This window comes from Janthinobacterium sp. ROICE36 (assembly GCF_002869965.1).
GTDB lineage: Bacteria > Pseudomonadota > Gammaproteobacteria > Burkholderiales > Burkholderiaceae_D > Janthinobacterium.
In genome coordinates this window covers 42,359-56,848 of sequence record NZ_PEBS01000036.1, presented here as the reverse complement: position 1 = coordinate 56,848, position 14,490 = coordinate 42,359, and the positions used below count along the sequence as shown (strand labels likewise).

Sequence of the window (14,490 nt, the reverse complement as noted above, 5' to 3'; positions counted from 1 at the left end):
TGTCCTGTACGCCGCGATTTTTGAGTTCGGTGACGACTTGCAGCCAGAACTTGGCCCCCTCGGTTTGGGATATCCACAGGCCCAGCACCTCCTTGTGGCCCTCCATGTTGACGCCGATGGCCAGGTATGTTGGCGCCGACGATTTTTTGACCCAAGCTGCCGACATTTGGTGCCCACGTAGATAGATAGAAAACCCGCGTGCAGCAACGGTTCCAGAGGTGTTGAACTGGGTCAGTTGGAATCGGTAGCCTGGAGCAATTTCACGTCGGCACCAACAGACAGCAGTACAACGTCAGTTTTAGCCTGGCCGGCAATGCCGAAGGTGGCGGCAGCCTCAAGTTGGTGGATGTGGGCGTCACGGGCGTACACAGCTTCACCTTTGACAGTACGGGTCGGTCTCCTTCCAACATGGGCTGGGTAAACGAAGGGTTCAGTTTTATTGCCACTGCTGCCAACAGCACCTTGTACTTTCAAGGGAATAACAAAAACAGCGTGTGGGGTGCGGCACTCGACAACGTATCGGTTACGGCCGTGCCAGAACCGTCGACCTATGCCATGCTGGCTGCCGGCCTGGGTCTGATAGGTTTCATGGCACGCCGCCGTCGCACGCAACGCGGTTAAGTAGCTTTTCAAGGCTGAGGCGCGGCCGCTCAGCGCAGTGCAACAGTCGCCACGCAAAAAGCCCGGTCCTTCACCGGGATTTTCGCCTTTCATGGCGAGTGCCGATGGCACGCTGATGCAGCTTCAACTTCCTATGCGCAACGCTTCCAGCGCCAGATAGCCCGGTTGCAATTGCGCAGCGATGGCGGCAAGGCCGTCTGCTGCAGGCACCGGCGGATCGCCTTGGTAGACGGTGCCGTATTTCGCATGCACGCCGCCGCGCGCGCGCATCGCTTGCAACTGCCCTGCCGTGGGGGGGATGCCGAGACGGGGCAGCAAGTCGCTGAAGAGGATGTCTGGCAATTGGTTGTAGTTGATTAACTGCAACTGGCCGGTGGCGGCATGGGGCCGGGCTGCGTTGACCAGGCTGGCCAGCACCAGGGCCGTATAACCGTCGAGATCGCCGGGCGCCAGCTGGTGCGCGGGCAGCGGCAGTTGGGTTGGGTGCAGCATGCCGGGCACCATTTGCGGGCCACGCTGGCGCTGGTGCGAGGCCAGTACGGCCAGCGGTTCGCGGTAGACGAACAGGCAGGGCGTGCCGGGAAACGCTTGCCGCAGCAAGTCCAGGCTGTGGATGTGCCAGCAGTCGAACTTGATGATGAAGTGTGATTCTTCGCCGGAGCGGCGCTGGCCCAGTGCCAGGATGGCCTGGCGCAGCAGGGTGATGCTGGCTGCCGGGTCGGTGCTGTCGTGATGCAGGCGCAGCAGCGAGTCGATGATGGGCGGCTCGGACATGACTATGCACTGCGGCAACGATGCCAGTAGTTGGCTCAGCAAGGTCGAGCCGCAGCGCGAGACATGGAAGATGAAAAGGTCGGGCGTCAGGCCAGCGGCGAGGGTCGCCAGCGCCGCCAGTGGCGTGCGGCAGACGCGGCGTTGCTCATGCGGCTGGCGCGCCAGCGTATTGACAAAGAAGGCGTCGCTGAAAGCCGTTTCTCCCAGGTCGCGCCAGCACATGGCAGTGTCCGCCAGCGCATCGCCGCGCTCCACGGACAGCGGATACCAGCCGCGCAGATCCATGCCCTCCTGCCATGCCACCGTCTTGCCTTGGGCCAGAAAACGTTCCTGCTGAGCAAGGCCTGGTGCGGCGATCATGCTGCGCGCCCGTCGGCCAGTGCCGCCAGCTCGCTGGCCAGCGCCAGGCTGGCAGGCGAGGGCGACAGCCGCAGCTGGGTAATGACCTTGTGCACATTGTCATCGTTGATGCTGGCGTCGCCATACTTGTGGGATGCTTTCGGCACAAAGCCGGCTACGGCGAACAGCGCTTCGAGCCAGGAGTTGGTGACGCAGTCGAGCACGAGGTGGATGCGCGGCGTCGTGCCCTGGTTGTGTACCGCGTGCAGGCAGCTGGCATCCATGTACCAGGCGTGGCCGGCCGTGAAATGCACGGTCTCGCCGTCGATACTGAACAGTACCTGCGGCGAGGTGTGGATGGGGATGTGGATGCGCGTCAAGCCATCCTGCAATGCCATTTTTGCATCGCGGTGTGCATGGATGTGGGCGCCGGGCGCCAGCGCCAGCAGGCGCGCGGCGCGGATTTTGCATTCGAAACTGGCGAGCGCCTCGCGCAGGCTGGGGCAGCGCGCCAGTTGCGGCGTGGCGGCGTAGGCACCGTCGTCGATGGGCATGATGTGGCCCGCCTGGCCACCGACCGAGCGCAGCGGCACGCAGCTCCACCCATGGTCATAGGCGCCCGTATTGAAATGGCTGAGCCACTCGTCAAAGGCGAACTGGTCGCTGTCGCGCTGCATGCGCGCCACGTCAAAGCGTAGCGGCAGCTGCAGCCAGGTGCTGGGGGCGTCGGGCGCCGGCACTATGGCGCACTCCACGCGAGTTGCTCCTGCACCTCGTTTTCCCCGCGCAGGCGAAAGCCCAGCCGCTGGTACAGTGCGCGCGCGGCAGTGTTGCTTTTGTTGACGGCAAGGTGGATGTGCAGCTGGTCTGCGCCCGCTTGCGCCTGCAGGCCCCGCAGCACGGCGCTGCCGGCGCCCTGACCCCGCGCAGACGGCAGGATGGCAATATCGACCAGGTGCAGCACCTTGTCCTGGCGGTCGAGGATCAGGCGGCCGATGGAGGTGTCGCCGTGCTGCAGCACCAGGTAGGCCGCGTGCGGATACGCCTGGCGATAGCCCTGGCTTTGCATGCGGCGCTGCATGGCGATCAACTGTTCGATGACGGCGGGGTCGGCCGGTACCTGGCGCAGGTCGTCGCGCGTGGCGCTGTACAGCGCGGCGGCAAAGTCATCGTCGTCGTCGCGCTGGACGCGCAACTGGTAGGGGGCGGGCAGGCTGGCGAGGGCGAGGGTAAGATCGGAAAGCGGCAAGGCGTGCATCGGTGCTCCGGTAGGTCGTTGCGGATGGTGGCGGATGGCGGCAAATGCGCAAGCGTCTATTTGTTTGCTATGCTGCCAATTTTTCCGCGTACTTGCAATCATTTCAAGGAAGCCGCATGTATTCTGTCTTTATCCCGCTGCGCCAGCGGGGCTGTGCATGACGGCCCCACAAGCGGAACTGGCCGCCATTGCGGCCGCCCTGTGCGATCCGCAGCGCTCGCTGGCAAGCCTGATCGGCGAAACAGTGCAGCTGCGCCAGCTTGTCGAACGCCATTCGCGCCTGTCCATGGATCGGCAGGATGGCTTGCGCGATGGTGAAAGCTTCCTGCCCAGCGGCTGGGCCATTTCGCCCGTGCAGGCGGGCCTGTGCGCGCGCGAACCGTACCGTAGCGCCGCCTTCATCCAGGGCCTGGCGCTGGCCGTGCGCGAGCAACTGGGCGCCGGGCGGCCCGTGCGCGTGCTGTATGCGGGCTGCGGCCCGTTTGCCTTGCTGGCCTTGCCAGTGATGGCGGTGCTGAGCGCGACCCAGGTGCAGTTTGCCATCCTCGACGTGCACGCCGAGACGCTGGCCTATGCGCACGACCTGATCGCACGGCTGGAACTGGACAGTCATGTGACGGCATACATTTGCGCCGACGCGGCCACTTACCGCATTCCTGCCGCTGTCATGCCGGACGTGATCGTCAGCGAAACCATGAATACGGCGCTGGGCAAGGAGCCGCAGGTAGCCATCCTGCGCAATCTGCACGCGCAAGCGCCGGCCGCGGCGCTGTTGCCGGCGGCCGTCACCGTGCACCTGGGCCTGGACCGGCGCACCCCCGGCGAGCCGTGTACCGACTGGGGCCGTGTGTTTGCCCTCGATGGTGACGCCTTGCGCGCCTGGCAGGGCGCTCTGGGCGACAGCCTGCCGGCCGCCACCATCCGCCTGCCCGATGTGCTGGAGCAGGCGCCGCGATTGCTGACGCGCATCCGCGTGTATGGCGACATCGTCCTGGGCGACCATGATTGCAGCCTGAACCTGCCCCTGCCTCTGCCGGGCAAGCCTGGCCTGGCTGGCGGCAGCATGCTCGATTTCCATTACCGCCTGGGCGGCCAGCCCGGACTGGCGTTTCGCCTGCGCAAAACGCCTGAATCAATACAGGAGGAAATGCACAAGGTAAATTCTCAGTAGTCATCCCGATAGTAATACTCCATTGGCAAACAATTTATTTCTGTAGGATAATGTGGAACCGGTTCCATCTATCTGCAAATGCAATCTAGCGCAACCATCGAAGTCAACAAAACAACAAGTCTTGCGGGAGTCTCATGAACCATCCAGGCAACGAACCATCTGCACCATCCATGTCATCCCTTCCCCGCATCAGCCGCCGTCACGCCCTGATCGGCCTGGCCGCCTTGCTGGCGCAGGCCGGTTTCTGGAGCAATCCCCTGTCCGCCGCCATGCAGTCTCCGGCCAGCGCTCCGGCTACCGGCCTGGCACCGGCCACCATGCTGTTTTACACCTTGTCGCAAACGATCACGGGCCACCGCGACCTGTCTGCCGGTACGGCGGCGCGTATCGAGCAAGCCATGCGCAGCAACGTGCCCGGCTTTGCCGACCGCTTGCCGCAGCTGGGCGCGCTGCTCGTCACGGGCCAGGAGGCGAAGGCCCTGCTGGCGGCCGCCACCGCTGCCGATGCCAGCTTGCGCGAACTGGCGCTGGCCATCGTCGCCGCTTGGTACACGGGCACCGTCGCCGGCAACGCGGCGCAGGGCACGAAGTCCATCGTCGTCGCGTATGCGCAAGCCTTGATGTACCGCACGGTGGCCGATGGCCAGGTTGTGCCGACCTATTGCAACTACGGCCCCCTGTGGTGGCTGAAGGCGCCGCCGGCCGTGGGTGTCTCCGCACCCGTGGCGCCCAAGCCCGTGCCCGCTCCGGCCACCACCGGCACCCCCGAACCGAAAGGCAAGCAAGCAAAATGAAATCACCCCAATTCAAGAGTAATGGCGACGTTGTCGCCGATGTCGTCATCGTCGGTACCGGCGTGGTGGGCGCCATGATGGCCGACCAGCTGGCCGCGCTAGGCCATTCCGTGATCATGCTGGAAGCGGGCTTGCGCATCGAACGTGGGCAAGCCGTGGAAAACTGGCGCAACATGCCGTTTGAAAACCGCGTCGGCTCTGACTTTCAGGGCCTGTATCCGCAGGCGGACAATGCGCCCGCACCCCTGTATTTTCCAAAAAACAACTATGTGGAATTGTCCGGCCCCAGCGGCAGCAGTTTCCAGCAAGGCTATCTGCGCACGGTCGGCGGCACCACCTGGCACTGGGCCGCGTCGTGCTGGCGCCATTTGCCGACCGACATGCGCATGAAAAGCGATTACGGGGTGGGGCGCGACTGGGCTATTTCCTACGCTGAACTGGAACCGTACTATTGCCGTGCCGAGCAGGAAATGGGCGTGGCCGGTCCCAACGATCCCACCTTGCAATCGCCCAGCGAGCGCAGCGCGCCGTATCCGATGGACATGGTGCCGTGGGGCTATGGCGACAAGCGCTTCGCCGAAGTGGTCAACCCGCACGGCTACCGCTCCGTGCCGATTCCGCAAGGGCGCTCGACGCGCCCATGGCAGGGGCGGCCTACGTGCTGCGGCAATAATAACTGCCAGCCCATCTGCCCCATCGGCGCCATGTACAACGGCATCCACCATGTGGAGCGGGCCGAACTCAAAGGCGCGGGCGTGCTGGCCGAGGCCGTCGTCTACCGTATCGACACGGACCAGAACAATCGCGTGACGGCCGTGCATTGGTATGACGCCAAGAAACAGTCGCACACGGCGATGGGCAAGGCCTTCGTGATCGCCTGCAATGGCATCGAGACGCCCCGTTTGCTGCTGCTGGCGGCGAACCGGAACAATCCGAACGGCATCGCCAACAGTTCCGACCAGGTGGGCCGCAACATGATGGACCATTCCGGTTTCCACTGTACCTTCCTCGCCAATGAACCGATCTGGACGGGTCGTGGTCCTGCGCAGAGCAGCTGCCTGGTGGGGCCGCGCGACGGCGCCTTCCGGTCGCAGTATTCGGCCAACAAGATAATCTTGAACAATATCACCCGCGTGGGACCTGCTACCCAGCAGTCGCTCAAGCTGGGTCTGGTGGGCAAGGACCTCGACGATGAAATCCGCCGCCGCGCCGCGTTTGGCGTGGATCTGTCGATCAGCCTGGAACCGCTGCCCGAAGCGCACAACCGCCTGACCTTGAGCAAGACGCGCAAGGACCCGCTGGGCCTGGCCTGTCCCGAAATTTATTATGACGTGGGCGACTACGTGCGCAATGGCGCGAAGGCTGCGCATGCGCAGCTTGAGCACATCGGCAAGCTGTTCGGCGCCGTGGAATTCCATATCACCGACAGCCTGAACGCCAATAACCACATCATGGGCGGCGTCATCATGGGGTTGAACCGTGCCGATTCGGTGGTCGATGGCAATTGCCGCGCGCACGACCATGCCAATTTGTGGCTGCCGGGCGGCGGCGCCATGCCGTCGGCCAGCGTGGTCAACACCACTCTCAGCATGGCCGCGCTCGGTTTGCGCGCTGCCGACGACATTGCCCGCACCTTGGCAAAGGAGGCAGCATGATGCGTCGTTTCTTGCTGTGCCTGACCCTGGTGGCCGGCTTGCCCCTGGCCGCGCACGCTGTCGCAGCGCTGCCGCCCGTCACCCTGACGCCGGACCGCCCGGCCGTGCCTGCAGCAGGTACCTCGGGCGCCGATGCGCGCCTGGAGCGGGGCCGCTACCTGGCCATCGCGGCCGACTGCATGGCGTGCCATACGGCGGCCGGCGGCAAGCCGTATGCGGGTGGCTATGCCATCGAATCGCCGCTGGGCACGATTTATGCCACGAATATCACGCCATCGAAAAAGGGCGGCATCGGCCACTACACGGAAGCCGACTTTGCGCGCGCCTTGCGTGCAGGCGTGCGCGCCGATGGCAGCCATCTGTATCCGGCCATGCCCTACACCAGCTATGCGCAGCTGACGGATGCGGACGTGGGCGACTTGTATTATTACTTCATGCAGGCCGTCCAACCCGTCGATGATCCGGCGCGCCAGACGGTCCTGCCATTCCCGTTCAATGTGCGCCTGTCCATGCTGGGCTGGAATACCTTGTTCCTCGACAATAAACGCTTTGTGCCCGATCCAGCGAAGAGCGCGCAAATCAACCGCGGTGCCTACCTGGCCGAAGGCCTGGCGCATTGCAGCGCCTGCCATACGCCGCGCAATATGCTGATGGCCGAAATCGGCAGCCAGACGCTGGCGGGCGCCGCGCTCGGTTCCTGGCATGCGCCCAACATCACCTCCGACAAGGTCAGCGGCATCGGCGCCTGGACGGATGCAGAACTCGCCGCCTATCTGAAGACGGGGCACGTGGAAGGCAAGGGGCAGGCGGCGGGCGGCATGGCCGAAGCCATCCAGAACAGCCTGCAATTCCTGCGCGATGACGATGTGGCCGCCATCGTCGCGTGGCTGCGCACGGTGCCGGCCGTGCGTGCGCCCGGGCAGACCAAGGCCGCCTTCAGCCATGGCAGCGCCGCCAGCGAAGAACCGGTGCTGCGCGGCATGGCCAGCTCCACCGAGCGCCATTCCCTGAGTAGCGGTGCGGTGCTGTTTTCCGGCTATTGCGCCAGTTGCCATTCGGCCAGTGGCGCCGGTAGCACGGGTCAGGCCTATCCCGCCCTGTTTAACAACACGGCGACCGGTGGCGCCACGCCGGCCAACCTGGTCTCGGCCATTTTGTTTGGCGTCGAGCGCAAGATCGAAGGGGAAGAGCACGAAGCGTTCATGCCCCGTTTCGACCAGCGTTCCTACGTGCAGCCATTGACGGACGAGCAGATCGCCTCGATCGCCAATTATGTATTGAAACAGTATGGCAACCCGGACGTGTCCGTCACGCCAGCGTATGTAGCGCAGGCGCGCAGCGGCGGTGAGAAGCCCGTGCTTGCGCGCATGCAGCCCTTCATGCTGCCCGGCGGCATCGTGGGCATCTTGCTGCTGATCGCGCTGCTGGTGTGGCTGCGCCGGCGCCGAATATGAACGATGGGCGCAACTTGCAGTAAAATGCAGGCTGAAAAATGGTTACGAGCAATCGTAGCCATTTTTTATTCTGGCACTATCCTGGCTTTCGTCTCATTTGAAAATTGACCATGTCCCATTCCCTGCATCACCAATTCTTGCGTTTCGCCGCCGTCGGCGCTTCCGGCACGGCCGTGCAATACAGCGTGCTGTGGGGCGGCGTGGAATGGGCCGGCATCAGTGCCGCCGCCGCTTCCGGCATCGGCTACATCATGGGTTCCGTCGTCAACTACCTCCTCAATTACTTTTTCACGTTTAAAAGCGACAAGGGGCATGGCGAGGCGGCTTCCAAGTATTTCACCTTGCTGGGCATAGGCTGGTGCATCAATACGGGTCTGATGTGGCTGCTGGTACACCAGCTGGGCTGGTATTACTGGCTGGCGCAGGTGCTGGCCACCGGCATCGGCCTGGTCTGGAATTTTGCGGGCAGCCGCTGGTGGGCCTTCAAGCCGGCCAGTGCGCCGAGCAAGTAAGTATTTGTTGCAAGAAAAAATGCGCATAGTCCAAGACCAGGCGCGCGGTTTTACCAAAACAAGGGGTTAATCATGCAGTTCCTGAAACGCTATTTCAAATTGAAGGACAACGGGACCAATGTGCGCACGGAGCTGCTGGCCGGCTTGACCACATTCCTGACGATGGCCTACATCATCTTCGTCAACCCCTCCATCCTCGGCGACGCGGGCATGCCGAAAGACGCCGTCTTTGTTGCCACCTGCCTGGCGGCCGCCATCGGCACCCTGGTCATGGGCCTGTACGCGAACTATCCGATCGCGCTGGCGCCGGGCATGGGCTTGAACGCGTATTTCTCGTACACGGTCGTCAAGGGCATGGGCATGAGCTGGGAAGTGGCGCTGGGCGCCGTCTTCATTTCCGGCTGCCTGTTCATCCTGGTCAGCCTGTTCAAGATACGCGAGATGATCATCAACAGCATCCCGCCTGCGCTGCGCACGGCGATTACTGTCGGTATCGGCCTGTTCCTGGCGATCATTTCCCTGAAGAGCGCCGGCGTGGTGGTGTCGAACCCTGCCACCATCATCGCCCTGGGCGACTTGCACCAGGCGGCGCCCATCCTGGCCATCCTCGGTTTCTTCATCATCGTCGCGCTGGACCGCCTGAAAGTGCCGGGCGCCATCCTGATCGGCATTCTGACCATCACGGTTGCCAGCTTCTTCTTTGGCGGCAACCAGTTCAATGGCATTGTCTCGGCGCCACCCGCCATCGAGCCGACTCTGTTCAAGCTCGACATCATGGGCGCATTGTCGATCGGCATCGTCAACGTGGTACTGGTATTTTTCCTGGTGGAATTGTTCGATGCGACGGGCACCCTGATGGGCGTGGCCAACCGTGCCGGCTTGTTGAAAGACGGCAAGATGGAGCGCATGAACAAGGCCTTGCTGGCCGACAGCACGGCGATTGCCGCTGGCGCCTGTCTGGGCACGTCCAGTACCACGGCCTTCGTGGAAAGTGCGGCCGGCGTGCAAGCGGGCGGGCGCACGGGTTTGACGGCCGTGGCCGTTGCGCTGCTGTTCCTGGGCAGCCTGTTCTTCGCTCCGCTGGCGCACACGGTGCCGCCGTACGCGACGGCGCCCGCGCTGCTGTACGTGGCGTGTTTGATGCTGCGCGAACTGACCTATATCGACTGGGATGACAGCACGGAAAGCATTCCGGCCGCCATCACGGCGCTGATGATGCCGTTTACCTATTCGGTGGCCAGCGGCGTGGCGTTCGGCTTCATCACCTATGCGGTATTGAAACTGTTGACGGGCAAGGGCAAGCAAGTGTCGGTGGTGGCCTACATTATCGCTGCCATCTTCCTGTTCAAGTTTATCTACCTGGGCGAATAGCCGGTTCGGCGGAGCTTAGTTGCCGTTGCAATGACAAGGCCGCCCATTCACCAGCAGGGGCGGCCTTTTTTGATGGTGCGGTTTACATCAGCAGTGCCGCCACCAGGTCTTTTTTGGCATCGCTGGCGCTGCCGTCGAAGCGCAAGGCCGCTTCCACATGCGCCAGGTGCTCGACCATCAGGCGCTCCGCCAGGTCGGCGTCGCCACTGCGCGCCGCGTCGAGAAAGCGGCCGTGTTCGTCGCACGAGCAGGCGGCAGCATGGCCGGACCGGTACAGCATGGTGATGAGCGAGCTGCGCCCCACCAGTTCACGCACGATGTCGCGCAGCACGGCGTTGCCGGCGATGTCGGCCAGCAAGACGTGGAAGTCGCCCAGCAGTTGCGCGCGCAGCGGCGTCGCTTGCGCCAGCGCCAGGCGCTCCGCTTTCAGGTGCCGCTCCAGCATCCTGTAGTCGGCGGGCTTGGCCCGCGCGACGAATTCGCGCGCCAGGGCCGCCTCGATGATGATACGCGCGGCAAAGATGTCGCGCGCTTCCGCTTCGGTCGGTTGGCTGACGAAGGCGCCTTTGTCGGGCACCATGCGGATCAGCTTGTCTTTTGAGAGTATGAGCAGGGCGGCGCGGATCTTGGTGCGACTGACGCCATACAGCCGGCACAGCGCTTCTTCGCGCAGCCGCGTACCGGGTGGCAATTGGCGCGCCACGATGGCTGTCGCCATATGCTCGGCAATTTCCACCGAGCTGTCGCCGCTGCCGTGCTTGTCCACCAGGGGTGCGCTTGATTCTGTCATGTCGGGCGAGAGCAGTAAACCAGGGGCAAGGTGAGCCTTGCAAGCGCATGTCCGCGCGGCGGCGTGGTTGACGCCCCGCTGCCGGCATGCCGTTAGCGCCTTGCGTGTCGGCAAGGCCTGGCTATTCTACTATCTTGCGTGGTGCCGCGCAGACGGACCCAGCCACATGGCAAGGCTGCTTCCCTGGCGGCGTATTTTTCTGGCCATGCAGATTGAAACTGGACATGAGAAATTTTGACGTATATAATTCGGCCTCCTTTCCCTGATAGCTCAGTTGGTAGAGCGACGGACTGTTAATCCGCAGGTCCCTGGTTCGAGTCCAGGTCGGGGAGCCAGAACATGTAGTAGCAAAGGGCCACGTGGCAACACGTGGCCCTTTTTTGCTATGCGCGCACGGTTCCCCATCCACGCTTGCCATCCCTTCAGTGTCTTAGCGATGTGCGCGCTGCTGGCCTGCTGGTGGCAGGGGCATGCGCAGTGTTTCCCGGATCAGGGATCGACAAACACGTCGAAACGGACCTTGAGCGGGCTGCCCCAGGAAATATCCACCCAGGCACGGAAGCCGCCGTTGTACGGTGCGATGTTGTACACGGCCATGCGGGCTGAACCGATAAAACGGTCCTGGGGAGTCGCGCCATACTCGCTGATATTGAGCAATACGCGCGAATTGGCTTTCACGTTGGGATTGGTGAAGTTGACCGAAGGATGCACGCCATTGGCTGCCCAGATGTAATAGGTGGTGAAGGCGGCGGCGCTCAGGTTCAAGTCTTGTGCTGCGGCGCCTTTTGCGCTTTTGCCTTCCTGCTCCATCGGCGCATCGGTTTCTTCCAGTGCCAGGTTGCTGCCGGTGCGATGTTCTACTTTCATTTCCATGATGTACTCCTGATCGATAGTTTGGACGCCGCGCCTGACGTCGTGCGGCAAGACGCCTTATCTGTTGTCGTGACGGCCAGTGTCACGTCCTGGCTGATAAGGTAGCCGCCTGCTCCATGCTGTTGGAGTAAGCCATTCTAGGCAAACGCACGGGAAAAAGGCGCGCAGGGCCACCGGAAAAACAGCGCTCATTTGTGCTGGCGCAAACACCTTGCAGACAAGTGGCGAGATCTTTTCCCGCAGGCTATTTTTATGGGGCGCCACGCATGCCGCGCAGGACAATGGCACAATAGGCCCAGCCAACCTGTCGATGCGCAACCTGTTGCGAGCCTAGCCCATGCCGATACTGAACCTGAGTGCAGAAACCGATATCTATTACGAACTGATCGAAGGCGACCCCGCCAAGCCCTGCCTGGTCTTCCTGCACGAGGGGCTCGGCTGTTGTGCAATGTGGAAAGATTTCCCCGTGCTGCTATGCCAGGCGACGGGGTGCCGCGGCTTGCTGTATGACCGCCACGGCTATGGGCAGTCGTCGCCGCTGGCGGCGCGCCGCCAACTCCATTATTTGCACGACTACGCGCTGTGCGAGTTGCCGCAAGTGCTGGCTGCACTGCTGCCGGGGCAGGACCATTTTCTCATCGGCCACTCGGATGGCGGCAGCATCGCCCTCATTTATGCGGCGCAGCAGCCGCCGCGCTTGCGCGGCATCATCACCGAAGCGGCGCACGTGTTTGTCGAAGGCATCACGCTCGATGGCATCCGCGTGGCGCATGCGGCGTTTGGCGCGGGCAAGCTGCGCGCGCTGGCGAAATACCATGGTGACAAGACGGAAGCCATCTTCAAGGCCTGGTCGGATACCTGGCTCAGCTATGGGTTCCAGTTCTGGAACATCGAATACCTGCTGCCTTCCATCGAATGCCCGGCGCTGGTGCTGCAGGGCAGCGAGGACCAGTACGGCAGCGCGGCCCAGGTCGACACGATCGTGGCGCAGGCGCTCAATGCGGTGCCCGCCATTGTTGAGCAATGCGGCCATACGCCGCACCAGGAGCAGCCGCAGGCTTTGCTGGCGCTGATGGAAGGTTTTTTGCAAGGCCGCATGGACGCGGCCACTCACCCGAGAAACATAGGATAGACCACCTGGATCACCTGGTATTGACCACCCGCGACAAGCGCGCCTGACGTCCCATCCGGCGCGTCGGCCTCAATGGCAGGCGGGATCGCTGTCCCAGCGGCCCGAACAGATGCGCGAGCGGCACAACATGCCTTCGATCATGCCCAACTGCTTGCAGCGCCGCAAGAGCTCCGCCGTTTCTCGCTCCTGCAGGCGCAGCACCACGTCGCGCACGGGCTTTGCCGTGCCTTCTTGCCGGTGCGCATGGGCCACCATCGCCGTCAGCAAGGCGACGTCGCTGTCGCCGGGCGCGGCAGCGGGCCTCGACTCCTGCGGGCGCGCCGCAGCCTGGCGCGCAGGCGGCGGCGCCTTGCGCGGCACGCCCGCGTTTGCCGTCGTGACTGCGGCCGCAGGCAAGGGCGGCCCTGCCGTATTGACGATGGTGGCCGCTTGCACCGCCTGCGGGGGCACCGTTGGTGCGGATGGCGCCGCCAGCGCGGACGGGGCCATGATCACGGTCGTGGCGGGCGCCGGCGGCAGGGGCCGAGGCACGATGCTCGTGTCATAGGCGAGCACGGCCAGCACCGCCAGGCACAGCGTGCCAGCGGCCCAATACCGCCAGCCGGGGCGCCAGCGCAGGGCGGTCCCTGCAGCGGGCGCGGCGACGCCGTGTTCGAGCTGCGACAGGATGCCCTTGCCTTCGATGGGCACGCCAGTCGCGCCGGCCTTGCTGAGCAGATTCGGACCGCGCGCCTGGCCATCTCCGTTTTTCAATAAAGACAAAATATCACCTCCGCAGTGGATCAAACTCGACTGACCTTGATGTAAACCGCGCTCATGCGGGCCGCGGACGCCTACGATCTAGCGATACCGCCGGGAAATTGCTGTCCGGCCCAGACTACCCCTGTCACGGAGCGCCCCATGTTCGTCGCCCTGGTCCTGATGTATTTCCTGCTCGCCTGTTTTGCGTGCTGGTTGCTGCTGTTTCCCGGCGGCCGCGCCGTCGTGCTGCACACCCTCGTCAACTTGGGCTGGCGCATGCAGCGGCGCGCGCAGCACTTGAAGGGCGGCAGCGGCGCGCAGTGGCAGCGCATGCAGCAGCACGCGGGCTCGGGCATGGCGCGCACCTGGCAGCTGCTGTCGCGGCATCGTTGGCTGAGCCTGGCAGGCAGCGTGCTGGTCATCGTACCGCCGCTGCTGGCCTGGATGTCCAGCGACCGCATCGCCCTGCGCGGCTATGCCGACCGGCAGCACGTCATCAATGACCAGGTCAGCGACTTGCTGAAAGGCGAGCAGCTGGTGCCGCCGCCAACCTTGCCGCCGCTGTTGTTTTCCACGGCGGAAGTGACGCAGCTGCGCCCGCTGCTGGGCGGCGCCAGCCGCAACTGGCAATTGCTCGAGCACGACTACGCGCAGCGCCTGCTGCTGGTCTTCAAGATCATGAAGGACGTGCATGGTTACGACATGGTCTTGCTGGAAGGCTACCGCAGTCCCGCGCGCCAGGACCAACTGGCGGCGGCCGGCCCGAACGTGACGAACGCCAGGGCGTTTCAAAGCTATCACCAGTATGGCCTGGCGGCCGATTGCGCATTCATGCATGAGGGAAAGCTCATCATTTCTGAAAAAAATGCCTGGGCCATGCGCGGCTACCGTTTATATGGCGTAACGGCCGAATCGGTGGGCCTGCGCTGGGGCGGGCGCTGGACCATGATGGATTTTGGCCACACGGAATTGCCGCAACCGCGCGTGCTGGGCAAGTAAGCCGCG

14 protein-coding genes, 1 tRNA gene and 2 pseudogenes are annotated in these 14,490 nt (G+C 63.6%); 10 read left to right on the top strand and 7 right to left on the bottom strand.

The genetic code is table 11. From position 1 onward, the window contains the following. A pseudogene (locus CSZ94_RS15880) lies at window positions 1-127 on the bottom strand (transposase); the annotation flags it as partial. Window positions 128-276: 149 nt separating this feature from the next. Here CSZ94_RS15880 and CSZ94_RS15875 point away from each other — a divergent pair. Next, a pseudogene (locus CSZ94_RS15875) lies at window positions 277-621 on the top strand (FxDxF family PEP-CTERM protein); the annotation flags it as partial. Window positions 622-744: 123 nt separating this feature from the next. Here CSZ94_RS15875 and CSZ94_RS15870 read toward each other — a convergent pair. From CSZ94_RS15870 to CSZ94_RS15860, 3 genes are read right to left on the bottom strand one after another with little or no spacing between them, the layout of a single operon-like run. After that, window positions 745-1,755, bottom strand: coding sequence for a sulfotransferase (locus tag CSZ94_RS15870; protein WP_102122387.1), 1,011 nt, complete (start codon window positions 1,753-1,755; stop codon window positions 745-747). Next, window positions 1,752-2,489, bottom strand: coding sequence for an aspartyl/asparaginyl beta-hydroxylase domain-containing protein (locus CSZ94_RS15865; protein WP_258001017.1), 738 nt, complete (start codon window positions 2,487-2,489; stop codon window positions 1,752-1,754). Before CSZ94_RS15865 ends, CSZ94_RS15870 begins: the two co-directional genes overlap by 4 nt. Further along, on the bottom strand, window positions 2,474-2,992 hold the full coding sequence (locus tag CSZ94_RS15860; RefSeq protein WP_180977497.1) for a GNAT family N-acetyltransferase: 519 nt from the start codon (window positions 2,990-2,992) through the stop codon (window positions 2,474-2,476). The genes CSZ94_RS15865 and CSZ94_RS15860 overlap by 16 nt, the downstream gene beginning before the upstream one ends. Before the next feature lie 157 nt (window positions 2,993-3,149). On the opposite strand from CSZ94_RS15860, the gene CSZ94_RS15855 reads away from it, so the two are divergent. The 6 genes from CSZ94_RS15855 to CSZ94_RS15830 all read left to right on the top strand — a co-directional run bounded on the left by CSZ94_RS15855 (window position 3,150) and on the right by CSZ94_RS15830 (window position 9,949). Beyond that, window positions 3,150-4,163: a hypothetical protein gene (locus CSZ94_RS15855; protein WP_102122385.1), complete on the top strand. Its 1,014-nt coding sequence runs from the start codon at window positions 3,150-3,152 to the stop codon at window positions 4,161-4,163. A gap of 170 nt (window positions 4,164-4,333) precedes the next feature. Further along, window positions 4,334-4,957 (top strand): sorbitol dehydrogenase family protein, encoded by a 624-nt coding sequence (locus tag CSZ94_RS15850; RefSeq protein WP_258001016.1) that lies wholly within the window; start codon window positions 4,334-4,336, stop codon window positions 4,955-4,957. Continuing rightward, window positions 4,954-6,612 carry a GMC family oxidoreductase gene (locus CSZ94_RS15845; RefSeq protein ID WP_102122383.1) on the top strand — a complete coding sequence of 553 codons (1,659 nt, stop codon included), beginning with the start codon at window positions 4,954-4,956 and terminating at the stop codon, window positions 6,610-6,612. The genes CSZ94_RS15850 and CSZ94_RS15845 overlap by 4 nt, the downstream gene beginning before the upstream one ends. Next, window positions 6,609-8,066, top strand: a complete 1,458-nt coding sequence (locus tag CSZ94_RS15840; RefSeq protein ID WP_258001015.1) for a c-type cytochrome — start codon at window positions 6,609-6,611, stop codon at window positions 8,064-8,066. Before CSZ94_RS15845 ends, CSZ94_RS15840 begins: the two co-directional genes overlap by 4 nt. Window positions 8,067-8,176: 110 nt before the next feature. Beyond that, on the top strand, window positions 8,177-8,578 hold the full coding sequence (locus CSZ94_RS15835; protein WP_102122382.1) for a GtrA family protein: 402 nt from the start codon (window positions 8,177-8,179) through the stop codon (window positions 8,576-8,578). A gap of 72 nt (window positions 8,579-8,650) precedes the next feature. Then, window positions 8,651-9,949 (top strand): NCS2 family permease, encoded by a 1,299-nt coding sequence (locus CSZ94_RS15830; RefSeq protein WP_102122381.1) that lies wholly within the window; start codon window positions 8,651-8,653, stop codon window positions 9,947-9,949. An 82-nt stretch (window positions 9,950-10,031) separates the two neighbouring features. Here the strand turns inward: CSZ94_RS15830 and CSZ94_RS15825 are convergent, their stop codons facing one another. Then, on the bottom strand, window positions 10,032-10,739 hold the full coding sequence (locus CSZ94_RS15825) for a GntR family transcriptional regulator (RefSeq protein ID WP_258001014.1): 708 nt from the start codon (window positions 10,737-10,739) through the stop codon (window positions 10,032-10,034). Between the two features lie 259 nt (window positions 10,740-10,998). On the opposite strand from CSZ94_RS15825, the gene CSZ94_RS15820 reads away from it, so the two are divergent. Next, window positions 10,999-11,074, top strand: a tRNA-Asn gene (locus tag CSZ94_RS15820). 154 nt (window positions 11,075-11,228) lie between these two features. Here CSZ94_RS15820 and CSZ94_RS15815 read toward each other — a convergent pair. Then, window positions 11,229-11,612 carry a hypothetical protein gene (locus CSZ94_RS15815; RefSeq protein ID WP_258001013.1) on the bottom strand — a complete coding sequence of 128 codons (384 nt, stop codon included), beginning with the start codon at window positions 11,610-11,612 and terminating at the stop codon, window positions 11,229-11,231. 337 nt (window positions 11,613-11,949) lie between these two features. Between CSZ94_RS15815 and CSZ94_RS15810 the strand changes: the two genes are divergently transcribed. Further along, entirely contained in the window at window positions 11,950-12,744 is a 795-nt protein-coding gene (locus CSZ94_RS15810) for an alpha/beta fold hydrolase (RefSeq protein ID WP_102122379.1), read from the top strand. A 69-nt stretch (window positions 12,745-12,813) separates the two neighbouring features. Here the strand turns inward: CSZ94_RS15810 and CSZ94_RS28035 are convergent, their stop codons facing one another. Then, a complete protein-coding gene (locus CSZ94_RS28035; protein WP_180977496.1) occupies window positions 12,814-13,506 on the bottom strand; it encodes a hypothetical protein in 693 nt (230 codons plus the stop codon). A gap of 138 nt (window positions 13,507-13,644) precedes the next feature. On the opposite strand from CSZ94_RS28035, the gene CSZ94_RS15800 reads away from it, so the two are divergent. Continuing rightward, window positions 13,645-14,484 carry a M15 family metallopeptidase gene (locus CSZ94_RS15800; protein WP_102122378.1) on the top strand — a complete coding sequence of 280 codons (840 nt, stop codon included), beginning with the start codon at window positions 13,645-13,647 and terminating at the stop codon, window positions 14,482-14,484. The last annotated feature ends 6 nt before the right edge of the window (window positions 14,485-14,490 follow it).

Excerpts from the sequence above, each read along its gene's own strand:
- CSZ94_RS15870 (WP_102122387.1), bottom strand. The coding sequence starts at position 1,755 with ATGATCGCCGCACCAGGCCTTGCTCAGCAGGAACGTTTTCTGGCCCAA.
- CSZ94_RS15860 (WP_180977497.1), bottom strand. The coding sequence starts at position 2,992 with ATGCACGCCTTGCCGCTTTCCGATCTTACCCTCGCCCTCGCCAGCCTG.
- CSZ94_RS15855 (WP_102122385.1), top strand. The coding sequence starts at position 3,150 with ATGACGGCCCCACAAGCGGAACTGGCCGCCATTGCGGCCGCCCTGTGC.
- CSZ94_RS15850 (WP_258001016.1), top strand. The coding sequence starts at position 4,334 with ATGTCATCCCTTCCCCGCATCAGCCGCCGTCACGCCCTGATCGGCCTG.
- CSZ94_RS15845 (WP_102122383.1), top strand. The coding sequence starts at position 4,954 with ATGAAATCACCCCAATTCAAGAGTAATGGCGACGTTGTCGCCGATGTC.
- CSZ94_RS15840 (WP_258001015.1), top strand. The coding sequence starts at position 6,609 with ATGATGCGTCGTTTCTTGCTGTGCCTGACCCTGGTGGCCGGCTTGCCC.
- CSZ94_RS15835 (WP_102122382.1), top strand. The coding sequence starts at position 8,177 with ATGTCCCATTCCCTGCATCACCAATTCTTGCGTTTCGCCGCCGTCGGC.
- CSZ94_RS15830 (WP_102122381.1), top strand. The coding sequence starts at position 8,651 with ATGCAGTTCCTGAAACGCTATTTCAAATTGAAGGACAACGGGACCAAT.
- CSZ94_RS15825 (WP_258001014.1), bottom strand. The coding sequence starts at position 10,739 with ATGACAGAATCAAGCGCACCCCTGGTGGACAAGCACGGCAGCGGCGAC.
- CSZ94_RS15815 (WP_258001013.1), bottom strand. The coding sequence starts at position 11,612 with ATGGAAATGAAAGTAGAACATCGCACCGGCAGCAACCTGGCACTGGAA.
- CSZ94_RS15810 (WP_102122379.1), top strand. The coding sequence starts at position 11,950 with ATGCCGATACTGAACCTGAGTGCAGAAACCGATATCTATTACGAACTG.
- CSZ94_RS15800 (WP_102122378.1), top strand. The coding sequence starts at position 13,645 with ATGTTCGTCGCCCTGGTCCTGATGTATTTCCTGCTCGCCTGTTTTGCG.